At 69.7% G+C, this 18,344-nt stretch carries 19 protein-coding genes; 5 read left to right on the top strand and 14 right to left on the bottom strand.

Annotation, left to right across the window (positions count from 1 at the left end):
* Window positions 1–13 precede the first annotated feature (13 nt).
* The 7 genes from KW843_RS04080 to KW843_RS04050 form a co-directional block, all read right to left on the bottom strand.
* Complete coding sequence (locus KW843_RS04080; RefSeq protein ID WP_218293814.1) at window positions 14–646, bottom strand: LysE family translocator; 633 nt, start codon at window positions 644–646, stop codon at window positions 14–16.
* Between the two features lie 181 nt (window positions 647–827).
* Window positions 828–1,466 carry an ATP-binding cassette domain-containing protein gene (locus KW843_RS04075; protein ID WP_255594526.1) on the bottom strand — a complete coding sequence of 213 codons (639 nt, stop codon included), beginning with the start codon at window positions 1,464–1,466 and terminating at the stop codon, window positions 828–830.
* A gap of 34 nt (window positions 1,467–1,500) precedes the next feature.
* Window positions 1,501–2,421 carry an EamA family transporter gene (locus KW843_RS04070; protein ID WP_218293813.1) on the bottom strand — a complete coding sequence of 307 codons (921 nt, stop codon included), beginning with the start codon at window positions 2,419–2,421 and terminating at the stop codon, window positions 1,501–1,503.
* A complete protein-coding gene (locus tag KW843_RS04065; protein WP_218293812.1) occupies window positions 2,418–3,410 on the bottom strand; it encodes an SDR family oxidoreductase in 993 nt (330 codons plus the stop codon). The genes KW843_RS04070 and KW843_RS04065 overlap by 4 nt, the downstream gene beginning before the upstream one ends.
* Window positions 3,407–4,336 (bottom strand): bile acid:sodium symporter family protein, encoded by a 930-nt coding sequence (locus KW843_RS04060; protein WP_218293811.1) that lies wholly within the window; start codon window positions 4,334–4,336, stop codon window positions 3,407–3,409. Before KW843_RS04060 ends, KW843_RS04065 begins: the two co-directional genes overlap by 4 nt.
* A 31-nt stretch (window positions 4,337–4,367) precedes the next feature.
* On the bottom strand, window positions 4,368–5,702 hold the full coding sequence (locus tag KW843_RS04055; RefSeq protein WP_218293810.1) for an NAD(P)/FAD-dependent oxidoreductase: 1,335 nt from the start codon (window positions 5,700–5,702) through the stop codon (window positions 4,368–4,370).
* 54 nt (window positions 5,703–5,756) lie between these two features.
* Window positions 5,757–6,581 carry an SDR family oxidoreductase gene (locus tag KW843_RS04050; protein WP_218293809.1) on the bottom strand — a complete coding sequence of 275 codons (825 nt, stop codon included), beginning with the start codon at window positions 6,579–6,581 and terminating at the stop codon, window positions 5,757–5,759.
* 97 nt (window positions 6,582–6,678) lie between these two features.
* On the opposite strand from KW843_RS04050, the gene KW843_RS04045 reads away from it, so the two are divergent.
* The 5 genes from KW843_RS04045 to KW843_RS04025 all read left to right on the top strand — a co-directional run bounded on the left by KW843_RS04045 (window position 6,679) and on the right by KW843_RS04025 (window position 10,288).
* Window positions 6,679–7,431, top strand: coding sequence for an IclR family transcriptional regulator (locus KW843_RS04045; RefSeq protein ID WP_218293808.1), 753 nt, complete (start codon window positions 6,679–6,681; stop codon window positions 7,429–7,431).
* Between the two features lie 32 nt (window positions 7,432–7,463).
* Window positions 7,464–7,832: a hypothetical protein gene (locus KW843_RS04040; RefSeq protein WP_218293807.1), complete on the top strand. Its 369-nt coding sequence runs from the start codon at window positions 7,464–7,466 to the stop codon at window positions 7,830–7,832.
* Between the two features lie 371 nt (window positions 7,833–8,203).
* The gene (locus KW843_RS04035; protein WP_218294433.1) at window positions 8,204–9,091 is read left to right on the top strand and encodes a transglutaminase family protein; all 888 of its coding nucleotides are present in this window, start codon (window positions 8,204–8,206) and stop codon (window positions 9,089–9,091) included.
* A gap of 153 nt (window positions 9,092–9,244) precedes the next feature.
* Window positions 9,245–9,415: a hypothetical protein gene (locus KW843_RS04030; RefSeq protein WP_162995995.1), complete on the top strand. Its 171-nt coding sequence runs from the start codon at window positions 9,245–9,247 to the stop codon at window positions 9,413–9,415.
* Between the two features lie 180 nt (window positions 9,416–9,595).
* On the top strand, window positions 9,596–10,288 hold the full coding sequence (locus KW843_RS04025; RefSeq protein WP_218293806.1) for a glutathione S-transferase family protein: 693 nt from the start codon (window positions 9,596–9,598) through the stop codon (window positions 10,286–10,288).
* Between the two features lie 30 nt (window positions 10,289–10,318).
* On the opposite strand, the gene KW843_RS04020 is transcribed toward KW843_RS04025, so the two are convergent.
* The 7 genes from KW843_RS04020 to KW843_RS03990 form a co-directional block, all read right to left on the bottom strand.
* Window positions 10,319–11,401: an XdhC family protein gene (locus KW843_RS04020; protein ID WP_218293805.1), complete on the bottom strand. Its 1,083-nt coding sequence runs from the start codon at window positions 11,399–11,401 to the stop codon at window positions 10,319–10,321.
* Window positions 11,402–11,501: 100 nt separating this feature from the next.
* Window positions 11,502–12,140 carry a CoxG family protein gene (locus KW843_RS04015; protein WP_218293804.1) on the bottom strand — a complete coding sequence of 213 codons (639 nt, stop codon included), beginning with the start codon at window positions 12,138–12,140 and terminating at the stop codon, window positions 11,502–11,504.
* Window positions 12,141–12,198: 58 nt separating this feature from the next.
* On the bottom strand, window positions 12,199–13,413 hold the full coding sequence (locus KW843_RS04010; protein ID WP_218293803.1) for a VWA domain-containing protein: 1,215 nt from the start codon (window positions 13,411–13,413) through the stop codon (window positions 12,199–12,201).
* Between the two features lie 11 nt (window positions 13,414–13,424).
* On the bottom strand, window positions 13,425–14,363 hold the full coding sequence (locus KW843_RS04005) for a MoxR family ATPase (protein WP_218293802.1): 939 nt from the start codon (window positions 14,361–14,363) through the stop codon (window positions 13,425–13,427).
* Window positions 14,364–14,474: 111 nt separating this feature from the next.
* The gene (locus KW843_RS04000) at window positions 14,475–15,266 is read right to left on the bottom strand and encodes a xanthine dehydrogenase family protein subunit M (RefSeq protein WP_218293801.1); all 792 of its coding nucleotides are present in this window, start codon (window positions 15,264–15,266) and stop codon (window positions 14,475–14,477) included.
* Window positions 15,267–15,277: 11 nt separating this feature from the next.
* The gene (locus tag KW843_RS03995) at window positions 15,278–17,665 is read right to left on the bottom strand and encodes a xanthine dehydrogenase family protein molybdopterin-binding subunit (RefSeq protein WP_218293799.1); all 2,388 of its coding nucleotides are present in this window, start codon (window positions 17,663–17,665) and stop codon (window positions 15,278–15,280) included.
* A 14-nt stretch (window positions 17,666–17,679) separates the two neighbouring features.
* On the bottom strand, window positions 17,680–18,150 hold the full coding sequence (locus tag KW843_RS03990) for a (2Fe-2S)-binding protein (RefSeq protein WP_218293798.1): 471 nt from the start codon (window positions 18,148–18,150) through the stop codon (window positions 17,680–17,682).
* Window positions 18,151–18,344: the final 194 nt, after the last annotated feature.

Below are 18,344 nucleotides of genomic sequence, written 5' to 3'. Positions count from 1 at the left end.
CCGCGCCCGGGTGTCAGCGATTGGTGGCCAGCAGCAGGCCGCCCGCCCCCATGAAGAAACCGCCCGTGGCCTTGTTCAGCCGGACCACGCCGCGCGAAGTGCGGATGAACCGGCGGATCTGGCGCCCGCCGGCGGCATACACGGCCGTGGAGACGAACTCCGCCGCCAGGTACACGGCGCCCAGCACCACGAACTGGCGCACGGCCGGCTGGCTCGGGTCGATGAACTGCGGGAAGATCGCCGCGAACAGGATGATGGCCTTGGGGTTGGTGATGCCCAGCAGGAACTCCTGGGTGATGAGCGCCTTCAGCCGCACCGGGGCGCCGGAGGATTTCACGTCGCCGCCCTCGACCACCTCCAGCCCGCTGAACTCACGGCTGCGCCATGCCTTCCAGCCCAGCCAGAAGAGGTAGCAGGCGCCCACCCACTTGACGACCGTGAACGCCATCTCGGATGCCAGCAGCATCGCCCCCAGGCCCACGGCCGAGATGGTCAGGAAGATGGCGAACGCCGCCACCCGCCCCAGCGTGGCCACCAGCGCCGCGCCGATGCCCGCGCGGATGCCGTTGTTGAGGCCGCAGAAGTTGTTGGGGCCGGGCGTGAGCGCAATGGCCACGGCCACCGGGGCGAAGAGGAGCGCGTCCATGGGGTGTCCTTCAAGAGAAATGGGCAGGCAGGGTCGCCCAGTTTAGGGCTGTCAGCACTATTTTTGCTGGCATCGCAACCCGAAGGGGAGGCCGCCCACTGCATCCCATCCAGGCCACTCGTCGTTGCGTTCCTAGCCAAGGCCCCGGCCTTGGCACTGGCGAAAACAGTGTTGACAGGCCCTAGCGAGGCCGGGCCAATGTCGCCACGCTGTCCCAGGGCACGCCCGGCAGCGCCTCGTAGTGCGCCACCACCACCAGCCGCGCCGGCTGGCGCGCGGCTTCGGCCAGGGCCTGACCGAGGTAGCTGACCGAAGGCTTGTCGAGCCCCGCCACCGGCTCGTCGATGAGCGTGAGCGCGGCCCCGCTGGCCAGCGCGGCGGCCATCAGCGCCTTGCGCCGGCTGCCGGTGGACAAGGCAAAAAAAGGCTTGTCCAGATGAGGTTCCAGCGAGAACCCCTCCACATGCGCCGCCAGGGCGGCGGCGTCCCACCGCGCGCAGTGCGCAGGCAGGCTGCCCAGCCACTGGCGCACCGTGAGCGGGTCCAGCGCCGTGGCGCGCGGGTCCTGCCAGAACACCTGCGCGCGCCAGGCCGCGGCAGGCACCGCCCCCCGGCGCACGCCGCGCAGCGTGATATCGCCCGCCTGGGGCGCCAGCTCACCCGCCAGCACGCGCAGCAGCGTGGTCTTGCCCGTGCTCTCGTCGCCCTGCACCAGCGCCAGCCCCGCGGGCCATGCGAGGCTGAAGCCCTCCAGCACCGCGCACTCCGGGTAGGCAAACCGCAACCCCTGCACCTGCAACACCACGCTGTCGGCCACCATGCATCCTTGCGAAAAAAGAAGAAAAGAGGGGATTCTAGGAGGCCGCCGGCCTCGCGCGCCGCGCCCGCAGCCAGCCCCCGGCCTGGTTGACCACGAGCCCGCAGAGCACGGCCCCCGCTCCCGCCCACTGCAGCGGCGCGGGCTGCTCTCCCAGAAAGGCATATGCGGCCCACAGCCCGACCACCGGCACCAGCAGTGAAAACGGAGTGACCCGCCCGGCGGGGTGGCGCTGCAACAGCTGCGTCCACAACGTGTAGGCGAGCAAGGTGGCCAGCAGGGCGAGGTACAGCACGGCCGCCAGCGCCACGCCGTCCACCGCCCGCAGCTGCGCGAGCACGCCCTGCGCGCCATCGGTCCACAGCGCCAGCGCGAAGAAAGGCACGATCGGCACCGTGCTGCTCCACACGATGAACGGGAACGGCCCGTACGGCCCCGCCGTCGCGGCACGGCGCGCCACGAGATTGGACACCGCCCACATGAAGGCGGCCGCCAGCGTGAGCACGAAGCCCGCGAGCGTCATCTGCCCGGGGCCTTCGCCATGGGCGAGCCCGATGGTCATCAGCCCCGCGAAGGCCAGCGTGAGGCCCCACCACTGCCAGGGCCGGGCGCGCTCGCCCAGCAGCGGGGCGGCCAGCAGCAGCGTGAAGAAGGCCTGCGTCTGCATGACGACCGACGCCATGCCCGCCGTCATCCCCAGCTGCAACCCCAGGAACAGGAATCCGAACTGGCCCAGGCCCTGGGCCAGCCCATAGCCCAGCACGAACCGCCAGGGGAGCGCCGGGCGCGGCACGAACAGCAGGAAGGGCAGCGACGCGGCCGAGAACCGCAGCGCCCCCAGCAGCATGGGGCTAAGCCCCTGCAGGCCCAGCTTCATCACCACGAAGTTCAGCCCCCAGATGACCACCACCGCCAAGGCGCGCAGCAGGTCGCCCCGGCTCAGCGCGGCGGCATTCATGCGGACACCACGCGGCTGCCCACTGCCACCGGACGCCCCTGGCGTTCGCGCGCGGCCACGAAGGCGTCGAAGGCCTCGCTGCTGGTCTTGGCCGGCACGTAGCCCAGCACCTCCTTGAGCGCGGTGTTGTGCAGCACCGGGCGATAGCGCAGAAAGTCGAGCTGCTCGGGCCCGTAGCGGCTCACGCCCAGGGCCGACCCCATCGCCAGCGCGGCGCGCAGCAGGCCCGCCGGCAGGTCCAGCACCGGTTTGCCCAGGCGCGCCGCGATCTCGCGCAGCGGCAGCGCGCCATCGCCCGCGAGGTTGAAGCACCCGGCGCGGCGCGTGCGCAGCGCGTGCACGATGGCACCGGTGACATCCTCGTCCCAGATGAACACGAACGGACTGGCGCTGCCCCGGATGGCCAGCAGGCGCCGCTTCTCGAACAGCGCCGTGATCTGGTTGTCCACCCGCTCGCCCAGGATGGTGCCGATGCGCAGCACGGTCTGCGCGAGTTGCGGGTGCTGTGTGCGGTAGCGCGCCAGCATCTCCTCCACCAGGCGCTTATGGTGCGCATAGGCAAAGACTTCGTTCCCCCGCAGCGCATCCGTTTCGCGCAGCCAGTCGGGATTGTCGGCGTGGTAGCCATAGGCCGCGCCGCTGGAGCTGACGACCAGGTGCCGCACGCCCGTGGCCACGCAGGCGTCGAGCACGTTCTGGCTGCCCAGCACGTCCACGGAGTATTCGAATTCGCGGTTGGAGCCCTTGCCGGGCGTGACGATGGAGGCCAGGTGCACCACGCTGTCAATGGAGTGCTCGGCCAGCGTTTGCGCCAGCGCCGGGTCGCGCACGTCCTGCACCACGTAGGTGACGCCGGGCAGGCGGCGCTCGGCGGGCACTTCGCGCACGTCGGCGGCGACGATGACGGGGGCGCCCTCGCGCGCCAGGGCCGCCACCACGCCGCGGCCCAGGAAACCGTCGGCCCCGGTCACGAGAATGCGCGCCATCATGCGCCGCCCTCCCGCACGGCATGGGGCACCACGGGCGGCCGGCGTCCCCACCATCCCGCCAGCGCCAGGCCCGCGATGATGTCCCAGAAGCCCCAGACGCCCGCCACCACGGCCATGCCGCCCAGGCCGCCGAAGAAGCTGAAGATCAGCACCAGGCCCAGCCCGGCATTGCGGATGCCGACTTCGATGCTCACGGCGCGCCGGTCGTAGTCGGACAGGCCGCTCAGCCGTGCACAGGCATACCCGGTGCCGAAGGCCAGCGCATCGTGCAGCGCCACCGCCAGCAGCACCAGCCCCACGTAGTCGAGAAAATAGCGCCAGTTGCCCGCCACCGCACCGATGATGAAGCCGATCAGGCAGACGAAGCTCAGGATGCGCACGGGCTTGTGCACCCGCCGCGTGAAGCGGGGCAGCTTCTCGGCACACAGGATGCCCAGCACGAACGGCAGCCCGATGATGGCCACGATGTGGCCCGCCATCTCCAGCGGGTCCAGCGCGATGCTGCGCAGCAGCGGCGCCGCCGTGGGGTGCATGCCGCCCCAGAAGGCGAAGTTCAGCGGCATGAGCACGATGGCCAGCGCGTTGGAGATCGCCGTCATCGACACCGACAGCGCCACGTTGCCCCCCGCGCGGTGCGTGAGGATGTTGCTCACGTTGCCTGGCGGGCAGCAGGCCACGAGGATCATGCCCAGCGCGATGCTGGGGCCGGGCGAAAGCAGCAGCGTGAGCACGAAGGTCACCGCCGGCAGCACGATGAACTGCGCGGCCACGCCCACCGCCATGGCGCCCGGCATGCGCAGCACGCGCTTGAAGTCGGCCACGCGCGTGTCCAGCGCGATGCCGAACATGAGGAAGCCCAGCACCACGTTGAGCACCACGAGCGATGCGGGATTGAAATTGAGCCGGATTTCGTCGACAGGCAGCATGGTGGGCCCTTCGGAATAGTGGGGAGGGAATTCAGGCCAGCGCGGCAGACGCCGCGCGCACCGCGCTGCGGTAGGTGTCCTTGTGCACGTAGTACGCCATGCGTTCGAGCTTGAGGTACTTGAAGCCGCCCGAGAGGTCGGGGGCCGGGCCGGCCTTGGCCTGGCGCAGCGCATCGGCGCGGGGCGATCCCTCTGCCTGCGCCCTGAAGAAGCGCGCCACCAGTTCGGCCTGCTCGTAGCGGCCCTGCCAGCCGATGCCGCTGGCCTCGATCATGCCCATCACGGCCAAGTTGTCGAAGCGCGGCGAAAGGATGTTCAAGTACAGCTGCGGCGCCATGCCCTGCCAGTTGAGCAGGCTGTGGTCGATGAAGGGGTAGTGCAGCTTGTAGCCCGTGGCGCAGAGCACCAGGTCATAGTCCTGCGCGCTGCCGTCCTTGAAAAACACGGTGTGCCCCTGCAGGCGCGCGATGTCGGGTCGTACGTGGATGTCGCCGTGGCCCAGGTGGTGCAGCACCAGCGAGTTCACCACGGGGTGCGACTCGTACATCTTGTAGTCGGGCCTGGGCAGGCCAAAACGCACCGGGTCGCCCGTGAACCACTGCAGCACCACGCTGTCGACCTTCTGCTTGAGCCAGGGCGGCATCTTGAACTTGCCACCGAGCGTGTCGGAGGGCTTGCCAAACACGTACTTGGGCACGAAGTAGTAGCCGCGCCGCACCGACAGATCCACACTGCGCGCGTAGTGCACCGCATCCACGGCGATGTCGCAGCCCGAATTGCCCGCGCCCACCACCAGCACGCGTTTTCCCTTGAACAGCTCGGCGCTCTTGTAGGCGCTGGTGTGCAGCAGCTCGCCGTCGAACCGGCCCTCGAAACGCGGCATGCTGGGTTCGGCCAGCGTGCCGTTGGCAATGACCACGCCCTTGAACTGCGCGGTCTGCGCGGGGCCCCCGTGCTGGCTCCAGGTGATGCGCCACAAGGGGGCCGCCCCTTCCCCCGCCGGCTCCACGTTCAATACGCGGCAGCCGAACCAGTAGTGCGGGCGCAGCGCGAAGTGCTCCGCGAAATCAAAGAAATACTGCCGCATCTCGCGGTGGCTGGGGTAGTCGGCCACGCCGGCGCGCATGGGGAATTCGGTGAACTCCGTGGTGGTCTTGCTGGAGATCAGGTGCGCGGATTCGTAGACGGTGCTGCGCGGGTTCTCGATGTTCCACAGCCCCCCCACGTCCGTGTGGGCCTCGAAGCCCTGGAATGGCACGCCCAGCTTCTGCAGGTTGCGCGCCGCCGCCAGTCCGCTGGGGCCGGCGCCGATGAGCGCGATCTGTGTGCGGGTGTCCACCACGGTGGGGGTTGTCTCCGGTGTCATGTCTTTTTTGCTTTCTGTCGGCATTTTTTTGGGGCCCATCCCGCCATGGGCAGGTCAGGCGCGGGGGTCGGTGGGGGGCGCCAGGCCCGGTATCGGCGTGGCACCCGCCTCGCCCCTGCGCGGCTTGCGCGGCTGGCCCAGCAGCAGGCGGTCGTGCAGGGCGCCGGGCAAGAGGTTGAGCAGCCGCGCCAGCCAGCCAATGCGCGCGGGCAGAACGATGTGGGTGCGGCCCCGCGCGATGCCAGCCAGCATGGCGCGCGCGGCGGCATCGGGCTCCATGAGGCCGGGCATGGCAAACCGGTTGCCCGCCGTGAGGGCCGTGCGCAGGTAGCCCGGGCTCACCGTGACCACCGCCACGGGCCCGCCGCGCATTTCGGCGCGCAGGCTCTCCAGGTAGCGGATCAGGCCGCCCTTGCTGGCGCAATAGGCGCCGTTGCCCGGCATGCCGCGCCATCCCGCGATGCTGGCCACGCCCACCAGGGCCCCGCGCCGCTGCGAGCGCATCGCGGTCACGAACGGCTGGAAGGTGGTGGCGGCGCCCAGGAGGTTGATCTCCAGCATGCGGCGCAGCACGGCCAGGTCGTCCGCCTGCGCGGTGTCATAGCCGCCGGCCACGCCGGCGTTGGCGATCACCAGGTCGGGCGCGCCCGCGCGCGCCATCCAGTCGGCCGCCATGGCCTGCATGGCGGCACTGTCCGCCACGTCGGGCGTGTACACGGCGCAGCGCTCTGGCGCGAGCGCGGCCAGCGCCTGCAGCGTGGGCAGGTGCAGCCCCACCAGCGCCACCGCGGCGCCCCGTGCGATCAGTTCCCGCGCCAATGCCTGGCCCAGGCCGCCACAGGCGCCCGTCAGTACCGCGTTCTGGAATGAGGCTGTCATGGACATGTGTTGTTCAAGGGGATATGGGTTTGCAGCTTAGCCACAGTGCGGAATAATCTCGGAATGATTTATGAATTCGTCTCGAATTCCGGTATTTATGACAGAAACATCCCCCAGCCTGCGGCTCTTTGAGTTGCTCGAGATCCTGTGCGCCCAGGGCCGCCCGTTCACGCTGGCCAATGCGGTGGAGGCCTGCGGCTGGCCCAAGCCCAGCGTGCACCGCATGCTGGGCCAGCTGGAGGGCGGCGGGCTGCTCGCGCGCGAACCGGGCGGGCGCCGCTACGCTCCGGCGCCCCGCCTGCTGCGGCTGGCCGAAAGCGCGCTGAGCGCGGGCACGCAGCAAAGCGTGCGCCACGCGGTGCTGCGCCAGCTGGTGGCCGACATCGGCGAGAGCTGCAACCTGACCGCCCTGAGCGGCGCCGAAGTGATCTACCTGGACCGCGTGGAATCAGCGTTTCCGCTGCGCCTGGAGCTGCGGCCGGGCACCCGCGTGCCCATCCACTGCTCGGCCAGCGGCAAGCTTTTCCTGGCCTACCTGTCGGCGGCGCGGCGCGGCGCCATCCTGGACGGGTTGCCGCTCACGCGCCACACGGCCACCACCCTCACCGACCGCAAGGCCCTGGAGGCCGAACTGGAGCAGATCGCGCGCCAGGGCTATGCCACCGACGCCGAGGAGTTCGTGGATGGGCTGGTGTGCGTGGCGGTGCCCGTGCCGGCGGGGGGGCGGCGCAGCGTGCACAGCGCGGTGGCGCTGCAGGCCCCGGCAGTGCGCATGCCGCTGGCGCGGGCCCTGCAGCAGGTGCCCCGGCTCAGCGAGGCGGCGCAGGCCCTCGCCCGCACCTGGACATGAACCCGGACCGCAACCACGAGACACCACACCCCATGCCACTTCACTACCTGGACTTTGACTACAGCGAAGACACGGACGGCACCGGCACCTTCGATGCCATGGCCAGCGTGTCGCCCGCGCAGATGCCCGCCCTGCACGCCGAGATCGCGCAGGTGCTGCGCTGGGCCCACGCGCAGTACCCCGACGCCTGCGGCCCCTCGGAGGAAGGTGGCGAATGGCAATACGACCTGCAGGGCGTGCAGGAGGTGAGCACGCCGCTGGCGCTGGACTTCGATGCAGCGAGCGGGCGCATCGCCACCGTGCCCGGCACCCCGGCCCCTCCCCGGACCACGGTCACACTGTCGCTCAGCGGGCATGCGGGCTTCTGCGGCGCCCTGCGCGAAGCGTTCGCCATCGACTGACGCGGCGGCGCGGTGCGGGGCTGCCTCGCATGCCTGCGTGAGCGCGGGCCGTCCGCCTACACCGCCCCCGGGGCCCGCGCCCTATCCTCGGATCACGCCGCCGTGTCGGATGCCCCGACGCGCAGCGCACGAAGGATATTTCCATGGAAAGCACCCCGTCCCGCGCCCCTGCCCGGTCCCAGCCTTTTCTTCGAGGCTGCGGCGGCAGCACGGCTTCACCCCTGGCCCTGCCCACTGGCGCGGGCCGTGAAAACACCCTGGCGCAGGGCGGTGAAGCCACTCTTCCCTCGCTGCCGCCCTCCACCCAGCCCGCTGCGGCCAGCCCGGTGGCGCGCGCGCCGGCGATCCACCAGGGCCACGGCCGGGTGCGCATGGAGTTGCAGATCGACCTGAGCTATGAGATCGACCAGTACGGCGCGGACTTCGTGTTCAACATCCATGCCGCACAGACGCCCAGCCAGGCGGTCAGCAGCGAACGGCTCGTCATCAACCAGGACATTCCCCACAATATCCATACCGACCCGGCCACCGGCAACCGCTATCTGCGCCTGCATGGCGAACCCGGCATCCTGGAAGTGTCGTATTCCGCCACGGTGGACATCACCCACTACCGCACCGACCCCTCCCAGCTGGCGGAGGTCCCCGTGCGGCGCCTGCCGCAGGAAGTCATGGGGTACATCTACCCCAGCCGGTACTGCCAGTCCGACCGCCTGCTGCGCCTTGCCCTCAACGAGTTTGGCGGGCTCTGGCAAGGCCACAGCCGCGTGCAGGCGATCCGGGACTGGGTCCAGCGGCATGTGGCGTTCACCTCGAACACGTCCAACTCCAACACCTCGGCGGTCGATACCCTGGTCGAGCAGGTGGGGGTGTGCCGCGATTTCGCGCACCTGATGATTGCCCTGTGCCGCGCCGTGAACATTCCCGCGCGCTTCACCACCGGCACCGACTACGGTGCCGACCCGGCCCTGGGCCCGCCGGACTTCCATGCCTACGTCGAGGCCTACCTGGGAGACCGGTGGTACATCTTCGACCCCTCGGGCACCGCCATACCCATGGGGTTGCTGCGCTTTGGCACCGGCCGCGATGCGGCGGACGTGGCGTTCGCCACCATCTTCGGCGGCGTGCGGGCACAGCCCCCGGTGATACGGACCCAGGCCGTGGAAGACGCCGCACGGGGTTTCGTGCTGCCCTGCCATTGCACCGATGCGCTCTCCACCGACCACGGTGCGGGCGTGGCGGCGGGTTTCATCGCGCCGTGAAGGGGTGCCGGTGCGCCCGCGCACCGTGCTTTTTCGCGCCCCATGGGCCGCCAAACCCCTGGGTCCTAGGGGCGGATGGCGGTGGCCGGGAAGCCCCCCCACCCCGGCTGTGGCCTAATATCACTCTTTTTTCCACTATCTCAGAGACCTACCATGGGCAACAAGATCGTCACCGAAGCAGACCGCAAGCGCACCCCCCGGCCCACGCCGGTGCCCGGCTACACCCTCGCCACCCCTGGCCGCGGCCAGCGCGTGAGCCTGGAGCGCGGTGTTGCCACCCGCAGCAAGAAGAACCCCGGCAAGCGCTCCAAGAAGGGCGGCTGATCGCCAGATCGCCACGGCCGGCTGCGCCGGCCCCCGCAAAAGCCCTCGCCAGAGGGCTTTTTGCTTTCTGGCCCCCGCCAGGGCCGGCGCGGGCAAGGCCCCCCAGGCTTGCGGGCGCGAACATCGTGCAGGCGACACCAACCCGGCCCCGAACCGCCGTGGACAGGTTCTAATCCGCCCATGATCACCGTTCACCACCTCGAAACCTCGCGCTCGCAGCGCGTCCTGTGGCTCCTGGAAGAACTGGGCGTGCCCTACGAGCTCAAGATCTACCAGCGCGACAAGGCCACCCGGCTGGCCCCGCCCGAGCTCAAGAAGATCCATCCACTGGGCAAGTCGCCCGTGATCACCGACGGCGGCGAGGTGATCGCCGAATCCGCCGCGATCATCGAATACCTGGTGGAAACCTACGGCGCCCGCGCCAGCGGGGACCTGGCCCACCTGCAGCCCGCCCCCGGCACGCCCGAGTACCGCCAGTGCCGGTTCTGGATGCACTACGCCGAGGGCTCGCTCATGAACTGGCTCGTGATGAAGCTGGTGTTCATGACCATTCCCACGCAGCCCATGCCCTTTTTCGTGAAGCCCATCGCCCGGGCGCTGTGCGGCAAGGTGCAGGACAAGGTAATCGACCCCAACGTGGCCACCGCGCTGGCCTTCATGGAAGAGCACCTGGGCCGGCACACCTGGTTCGCGGGCGAGCACCTCACCATGGCCGACTTCCAGATGAGCTTCGCGGTGGAAGCCGCGCTCGCGCGCGCCAGCACGGCCGGCAACTGCCCGCGCCTGCAGGCCTACCGCCAGCGCATGGAGGCACGCCCGGCGTACCAGCGCGGCATCGCCAAGGGCGGGCCGGTGGTGATGGGCGCTGCCTGACGGCGCCACGGCGGGAAGGGGCGGGCCGCGCTAGCGCAGCCCGCACACCAGCGGCCCGGGGTCGTTCCGCGCCAGTTCCCGCTCGTTCTTGGCCTGCGCCACCTCCACGTCGCGCGGCAGGGCCACGCCGTTCTTCACGGCCAGGATTTCCGCCATCACGCTCACCGCGATCTCGGGCGGCGTCTTGCTGCCGATGTAGATGCCGATCGGGCCGCGCAGGCGGGCCAAGCTCTCGGCGGTCTGCCCGAAATGCTCCATCATCCGGGCACGGCGCGCTTCGTTGTTGCGGCGCGAGCCGATGCCGCCCACATAGAACGCCTCGGTGTCCAGCGCCTCCAGCAGCGCCAGGTCGTCGAGCTTGGGGTCGTGCGTGAGCGCCACCACGCAACTGCGCCGGTCGGGCCTGAAGGCCAGCACCACATCGTCGGGCATGCCGCTCACCAGCGTGGCAGCGGGCACGTTCCAGCTGCCGCGGTACTCCTCGCGCGGGTCGCACACCGTGACCGCGAAGCCGTTGAACAGCGCCATGGTGGCCAGGTATTCCGCCAGCTGGCCGGCGCCGATCAGCAGCATCCGGTACTCCGGGCCGAAGGTGTTGGTCAGCTGCCGGGTGTCCACCGCCAGCTCGGCGGGGGCCGCGGCGGGCTGCACGGTGGCCAGCCCGTCGGCCAGGCGCACGGTGCGCTGCATGAGCCGCCCGCCCTCCAGCGCAAGGATCAGCTCGCGGAGGCTGGCCGGGTCGGGGTCGTATTCCAGCAGCAGCTCCAGCGTGCCGCCGCAGGGCAGCCCGAACCGGTGCGCCTCGTCGGCCGTGACGCCGTATTTGACAAACGCGGGAGGTCCGCTCGGAATGCGCCTATCGCCGCCATCGCCCGTGCCGGCCTGCGCCGCCGCCTGCGCATAGGCCCGCGTGTGGCGGTCGATCAGGTCGTCCTCGATGCACCCGCCCGAGACCGATCCCACCACCGAGCCGTCTTCACACAGCGCCATGATCGAACCCACCGGCCGGGGCGAGGAGCCCCAGGTCCGCACCACCGTGGCCAGCAGCGCCCTCCGGCCCGCGGCCCGCCAGCCCTGCAGCGTGCGCAGCACCATCACATCCAGGTTTTCCATTTGCTTCGTTGCCCATTCATTTCTACGGCCCCTGCCTCCGGCCCCGCAGCCCACACAGGGTGCGCGCGGCGCCTCGGGCGGGGCTCAAACCTGCAGGGGCTCAGTTCCACCACCACGCTAACAGCACCAGCGCCGCCGCGCCCACCACCCACACCCAGACCGGAATGCCGCTGGGGGGATTGTCCTCACCCGCCGATGCCGCCAGCGCGCCCGACGCCGCAACGGCGCCCCCGCCCCCCGCCCCGGGCTCGGGGTCGTCGGCCACGGGCGCGCGCGGATGGCGGCGCTGCATCTCGGTGTCAAAGCGCTTGAAGAAATCCTCGGCCATGCCCTTGGCCGCGCCATCGATGAGGCGCTGGCCGAGCTGGGCGATCTTGCCGCCCACGGTGGCGTGCACGGTGTAGTGCAGCTCGCAGCTGTCCTGGCCGGCCGCATCGGCCGGCAGCGGCACCAGCTTGACCTGGGCGCTGCCCTTGCCAAACCCGGCCACGCCGCCCGATCCGTCGAAGGCGATGGTGTAGCTTTCGGGCGGCACGATCTCGGAGAGCGTGATCTTGCCCGCGAACTTGGCGGACACCGGGCCGATCTTGAGCGCCATCGCCACGCTGTACTGGTGCTCGCCCGTGGGCTCGACCTTGTCGCAGCCAGGGATGCACAGCTTGAGCACCTCGGGATCGTTGAGTGCGTCCCAGGCCTGCTGCTGGCTGACGGCGAGGGTTCGGCTGGCTTGCATTTCCATGGTGGAGTCCTCCGGGTTCCTGAACAATTGGGGGGCTGTGCGCGTGCGGGCCACGCGCTCACTGGCGCAGCACTTCGGCCAGGCTGCCAGCCAGGTCCTGCAGGCGGCTGAGGTTGTGCACGGCGACCATGCCGTGGGCCTGGCGGTGCAGCACCGCGGCGCCACGCGCCGTGGGCGCATAGCCCTCGAAGCGCAGCAGGGGGTTGAGCCACAGCAGCCGGCCGCAGTGCCGGCGCAGCCAGCCCAGCTCCCTCTCCAACACCTCGGGCGCGCCGGTATCGAGCCCGTCGCTGACCAGCAGCACCAGCGTGCGCCGCCCCACGAGCCGGCGCGCGTGCTGCACGCGCAACCGGGCCAGGCTGTCGCCCAGGCGCGTGCCGCCGGCAAAGTCAGGGATCGCCTGGCTGGCCGCCTCCAGCATCGCATCGGTATCGGCCAGGCGGAACGCGGGCGTGAGGTCGGTGAGGCCGGTGCCGAACGCGAACACGTCGCGGCGCAGGCCCGCGCCTGCGTGGCGGGGCGCGGTGGCGGCATGCAGAAACGCAAGCAAAAGCCGCGCGTAGCGCTCCATGGAGCCGGACACATCAACCAGCACGCACAGCGGCAATGGCTGCCGGCGCCGCTGCAGCAAAGGCACGCGCAGCACCTCGCCGCCCGTCCGCGCGGCCTGCTGCATGGCGCCCGGCCAGTGGGGACGCCCGCCGCGCGTGCCCGGGCGGGTGCGGCGGGCCGCATAGCGCGGCAGGGGCAAGGGAATTTCACGCGCCAGCCGCTCCACCAGCCTGTATTCGCTGGCCGAAAGCTGGTTGAAGTCGGCGTGCCGCAGGCGCTGCAGGTCGCTGGCGGTCATGGCGGCGTCGAGGTCGATCTTGTCGTCCTCGCGCGGCGCTGGCGCATCGCGCGCGGCGCGCACCGGGGCCAGCGCCTCGCTCACGCGCGGGCGGCGTTTGGCGGGCTCGGCCCTGGACTCGGCACTGGGCAGCATCTGGGCCAGCAGCTTCTGTGCGATGCCGGGGTTCTTGAAATAGGCGTCGAACAGCTCGCGGAACACCTGCCGGTCCTGCTCACGGCTGATGAGCACGGACTCCAGCGCGGCGCCGAAGTCCTCCCGCCCCACGCCCACCAGCATCACGGCCTGTTGCGCCAGGGCCATGCGGGCCGCATCCACGGGCACGCCGGCACGGCGCAGCGTGCGGCCAAAACCCGTGAGGTTGTCGGCCAGCTTGCCGGTGCGGGCATCCCCCAGCTGCGAGATCGTCATGCCCTCAGCCATGGCGCGAACCTTCACGCATCCGTCTCGGCGGGCTGCAGCAGCTGCGCCGCCATGTCGCGCGTGAGCGCCGCCACGTCCTCGCGCTGCTTGAAGAGGATGCCGGCGGTGTCGGACACCACCTCCGGGTCCACCACGATGGTGTCGAGCGCCACCAGCGCCTTGGCCCACTCCACGCTCTCGGCTATGCCCGGCGCGCGCTGAAAGGCGTTGGCGAACGGCTGGCTGCGCAGGCGGCCCACAAAATCCGCCACCTGGACGGCCAGCGCGTCGCTGGCGCCCGGCACCTGGGCGCGCACGATGGCCAGCTCGCGTTCGCGCTCGGGGTAGTCCAGCCAGTGGTACAGGCAGCGGCGCTTGACGGCGTCGTGCAGGTCGCGCGTGCGGTTGCTGGTGAGGATGGTGACCGGCGTGGCCGTGGCGCGCACGGTGCCGATCTCGGGAATGCTCACCTGGTACTCGCCCAGGTATTCGAGCAAAAACGCCTCGAAGGGCTCATCGGCACGGTCGACCTCGTCGATGAGCAGCACCGCACCGGGGGCTGGTGCCTGCAGCGCCTGCAACAGGGGGCGGCGGATGAGGTAGCGGTCCTGGTACACCTCGCGCTCCACCTGCGCCATGTCGGCACTGCCCTGGCCTTCCGCCGCACGCATGTGCAAAAGCTGGGCCGCGTAGTTCCATTCGTAGAGCGCCTCGCGCTGCTCCAGCCCGTCGTAGCACTGCAGGCGGATCAGGCTGCGCGAGAGCACCTTGGCAAGTGCCTGGGCCAGCGCCGTCTTGCCCACGCCGGGTTCCCCTTCCAGCAGCAGCGGGCGCTGCAGCTGGAGCGCCAGGAACACGGCCGTGGCCAGCCGCCGGTCGGCAAAGTACCCGACGCCCTGCAAGGCCAGCACCAGGGCATCGATGGAGGACAGCGCGGGCGCGGTCACGGGCGCAGCAGGGGAAACGTTCATCGCTATATTTTTAATAGCTACCAGCGCTTGACAGACAAGCGCTGGAGGCCAATTTCATTCAAACACCCGCTCCTGGATGCCGGACAGCGGCAGCGGGCACTCTCCCGCCCGTCAGCCCAGCATCTGCGCCACCGCCCGCTGGGTCTGCACGCTGATGAGGTTGGCGCGGTAGGCCGCGCTCGCGTGGATGTCCGCGTTGAGATCGCCCGCGTCAATCCTGACCGCCGCCGCCGATGCGGGCGTGAAGCTCTGGTTCAGCGCGGCCTCGAGCCCCGCGTGCCGGAACACGCTGCTGGCCGCACCCGTCACCGCCACGCGCACGCCGCCATCGGTCTGCGCCACGAACACGCCCACCAGCGAGAAGCGCGATGCCGCCTGCTTGAACTTCAGGTAGGCCGCGCGCTTGGGGATGGGGAAGCGGATGGCGGTGATGATCTCGCCCTCTTCCAGCGCCGTGGTGTACATGCCCACGAAGAAGTCGTCGGCCGCGATCTCGCGCTGGTTGGTGACGATGGTGGCGCCCAGGCCCAGCACGGCGCTGGGGTAGCAGGCCGCGGGGTCGTTGTTGGCCACCGACCCGCCCAGCGTGCCCCGCGCGCGCACCTGCCGGTCGCCGATGTGGGCGGCCAGGTCGGCCAGCGCAGGGATGGCGCTTTGGACCTCTGCACTGTTGGCCACGTCCATGTGGCGCGTCATGGCGCCGATCACCAGCGCGTTGCCCTCGCGGCGGATGCCCGCCAGCTCGGGAATACTGTTCAGGTCGACGATCTTCTCGGGATTGGCCAGGCGCAGCCGCATCGAAGGCAGCAGGCTTTGCCCACCGGCCAGCAGCTTGCCGCCCTGGGCGATGAGCTGCGCGGCGGCTGCGGTGGACGATGGGTTTTCAAAGGTGAAGGCGTACATGGTGTGTCTCCTCAGGCCTTGGCGTTCTGGATGGCTTCCCACACGCGGTGCGGTGATGCGGGCATGTCGAACTCTTTGACACCCAGCGGGTGCAGTGCGTCGAGCACCGCATTGATCACCGCCGGCGGCGAACCGATGGCCCCCGCCTCGCCGCAGCCCTTGGTGCCCAGCGGGTTGTGCGTGCAGGGCGTGCAGACATGGCCCAGCTTGAACTCGGGGAAGTCATCAGCGCGCGGCATGGCGTAGTCCATGAAGCTGCCCGTCAGCAACTGGCCCGTCTCGCGGTCGTACACGCAGTTTTCCATCAGCGCCTGGCCGATGCCCTGCACCAGGCCGCCGTGCACCTGGCCTTCCACGATCATGGGGTTGATGATGGTGCCGAAGTCGTCCACGGCAGTGAACCTGTCCACGCGCGTGCTGCCGGTGGCGGGGTCCACCTCGACCTCGCAGATGTAGGTGCCTGCGGGGAAGGTGAAGTTGGTCGGGTCGTAGAACGCTGTTTCGTTCAACCCAGGTTCGAGCTTGTCGAGCGGGTAGTTGTGCGGCACGTAGGCCGTGAGCGCCACCTGGCCGAACGGGATCTTCTTGTCCGTGCCGCGCACCGTGAACTCGCCGCCGCTGAAGTCGATGTCGGCGTCGCTGGCCTCCATCAGATGCGCGGCGATTTTCTTGGCCTTGGCCTCGATCTTGTCCAGCGCCTTCATGATGGCCGCGCCGCCCACGCTGATGGAGCGCGACCCGTAGGTGCCCATGCCGAACGGCACGCGGCCCGTGTCGCCGTGCACGATGTCCACGTTCTCCACCGGAATGCCCAGGCGCGCGGCCACCACCTGCGCAAAGGTGGTCTCGTGCCCCTGGCCGTGGCTGTGCGAGCCGGTGAACACCGTCACGCTGCCCGTGGGGTGCACGCGCACCTCCCCGCATTCGAACAGGCCCGCGCGCGCACCCAGCGCCCCTGCGATGTTGGACGGCGCGATGCCGCAGGCCTCGATGTAGCTGCTGTAGCCGATGCCGCGCTTCAGGCCCTTGGCCTCGCTGGCCGCCTTGCGCGCCGCAAAGCCCGCCACGTCGGCCAGCTCCTGCGCCTGGTTCATGCAGGCGTGGTAGTCGCCCACGTCGTACTGCAGCGCCACCGGCGTCTGGTAGGGCCAGCTGGTGATGAAGTTGCGCTTGCGGATCTCGTCCTGCGACAGGTTCATCTCCCAGCCGCAGCGCGATACCAGGCGCTCGAGCAGGTAGGTGGCCTCGGGCCGGCCCGCGCCCCGGTAGGCATCGACCGGCGCGGTGTTGGTGAACCAGGCATCCACCTCCACATAGATCTGCGGCGTGGTGTACTGCCCCGCCAGCAGCGTGGCATAGAGGATGGTGGGCACGGCCGTGGCGAAGGTGGAGAGGTAGGCACCCAGGTTGGCGTCGGTGTGCACGCGCATGGCCAGGAACTTGCCATCCCTGTCCATCGCCATTTCGGCATGGCTCACATGGTCGCGGCCATGCGCGTCCGACAGGAAGGACTCGCTGCGGTCGGCCACCCACTTGATGTTGCGGTTGAGCTTCTTGGCCGCCCAGGTCAGGCACACGTCCTCGGCATACAAAAAGATTTTGGAGCCGAAGCCGCCCCCCACGTCAGGGGCGATCACGCGCACCTTGTGCTCGGGCAGGCCCATCACGAAGGCCGTCATGAGCAGGCGCTCGACGTGCGGGTTCTGGTTGCTCACGTACAGCGTGTATTCGTCGTTGGCCCGGCTGTACGAGCCGATGGCCGTGCGCGGCTCCATCGCGTTGGGGATGAGGCGGTTGTTGACCAGGTCGAGCTTCGTCACGTGCGCGGCACTGGCGAACACCGAGTCCACCGCGCCCTTGTCGCCGATGGCCCACTTGTAGCAGTGGTTGTCCTCGGCGATGTCATGCAGGCCCGCGCCCGCCACCGTGCCTGCGGCGGCATCTGCCACGCTGACCACGGCGGGCAGCACATCGTAATCCACGTCCACCAGCTCGGCCGCGTCGCGCGCCTGCTGCTGCGTGAGGGCGACCACCATGGCCACGTGGTCGCCCACGTAGCGCACCTTGCCCTGCGCCAGGATGGGATGCGGCGGCTCCTTCATGGGCTGGCCGTCGGTGCTGGTGATGAGCCAGCCGCAGGGCAGGCCGTTGATGTTGTCGGCCGCCACGTCGGCGCCCACGAACACGCCCAGCACGCCGGGCGCGGCCTTGGCGGCGTCCACGTTGATGCTGTTGATGCGCGCGTGCGCATGCGGCGAACGCACGAACACGGCATGGCTCTGCGCGGCCAGCACCACGTCGTCGGTGTACTGGCCGGCGCCGGTGAGGAAGCGGTAGTCTTCCTTGCGCTTGAGCGATTCGCCGATGTGCGGCAGCTTGGAAAAGTCGGATGCACCCATGGTCGTTCTCCTTTTTATGCCGATGCCATGGCTTTTTGGCCGACCTGCACCGCGCGCACGATGTTCTGGTAGCCGGTGCAGCGGCAGATGTTGCCTTCGAGCAGCTCGCGGATCTCGCCTTCGTTCGCCTGGGGATGGTGCTTGCACAGGTCCACCGCGCTCATCACCATGCCCGGTGTGCAGAAGCCGCACTGCAGGCCATGGCATTCCTTGAACGCCGCCTGCATGGGGTGCATGGTGCCGTCCGCGGCGGCCAGGCCTTCGATGGTCTGCACCTCGGCGCCCTGGGCCTGCACGGCCAGCATGGCGCAGGACTTCACGGCGCGGCCGTTCACGTGCACGGTGCACGCGCCGCACTGGCTGGTGTCGCAGCCCACGTGCGTGCCGGTGAGCAGCAGGTGCTCTCGCAGCGCATGGACAAGCAGGGTGTTGGGCGGGACGTCAACGCTGGCAGCGCGCCCGTTGACCGTGAACTGGACTTGCATCTGGCTGTCTCCTGGAAGAGTTTTGGCTGGATAGGCCGTTGAATCTTCTGCCTGCCCCCCGGCCCCACCCCTAGGGAGAACCCTAGATTCACGGGAGTGCGCGCGGGATATTCTCAAAATGAAACATGTTGCGCCGCACACCGGCGCATCATGCGCACGGCGTTCCGCGCGCCGCTCCGCCTTCCACGTCCCAG

The organism is Acidovorax sp. sif1233 (assembly GCF_019218755.1).
GTDB lineage: Bacteria > Pseudomonadota > Gammaproteobacteria > Burkholderiales > Burkholderiaceae_C > Acidovorax.
Note: the sequence above shows the minus strand (reverse complement) of the source record. Positions and strands in the feature narration are given on the sequence as shown.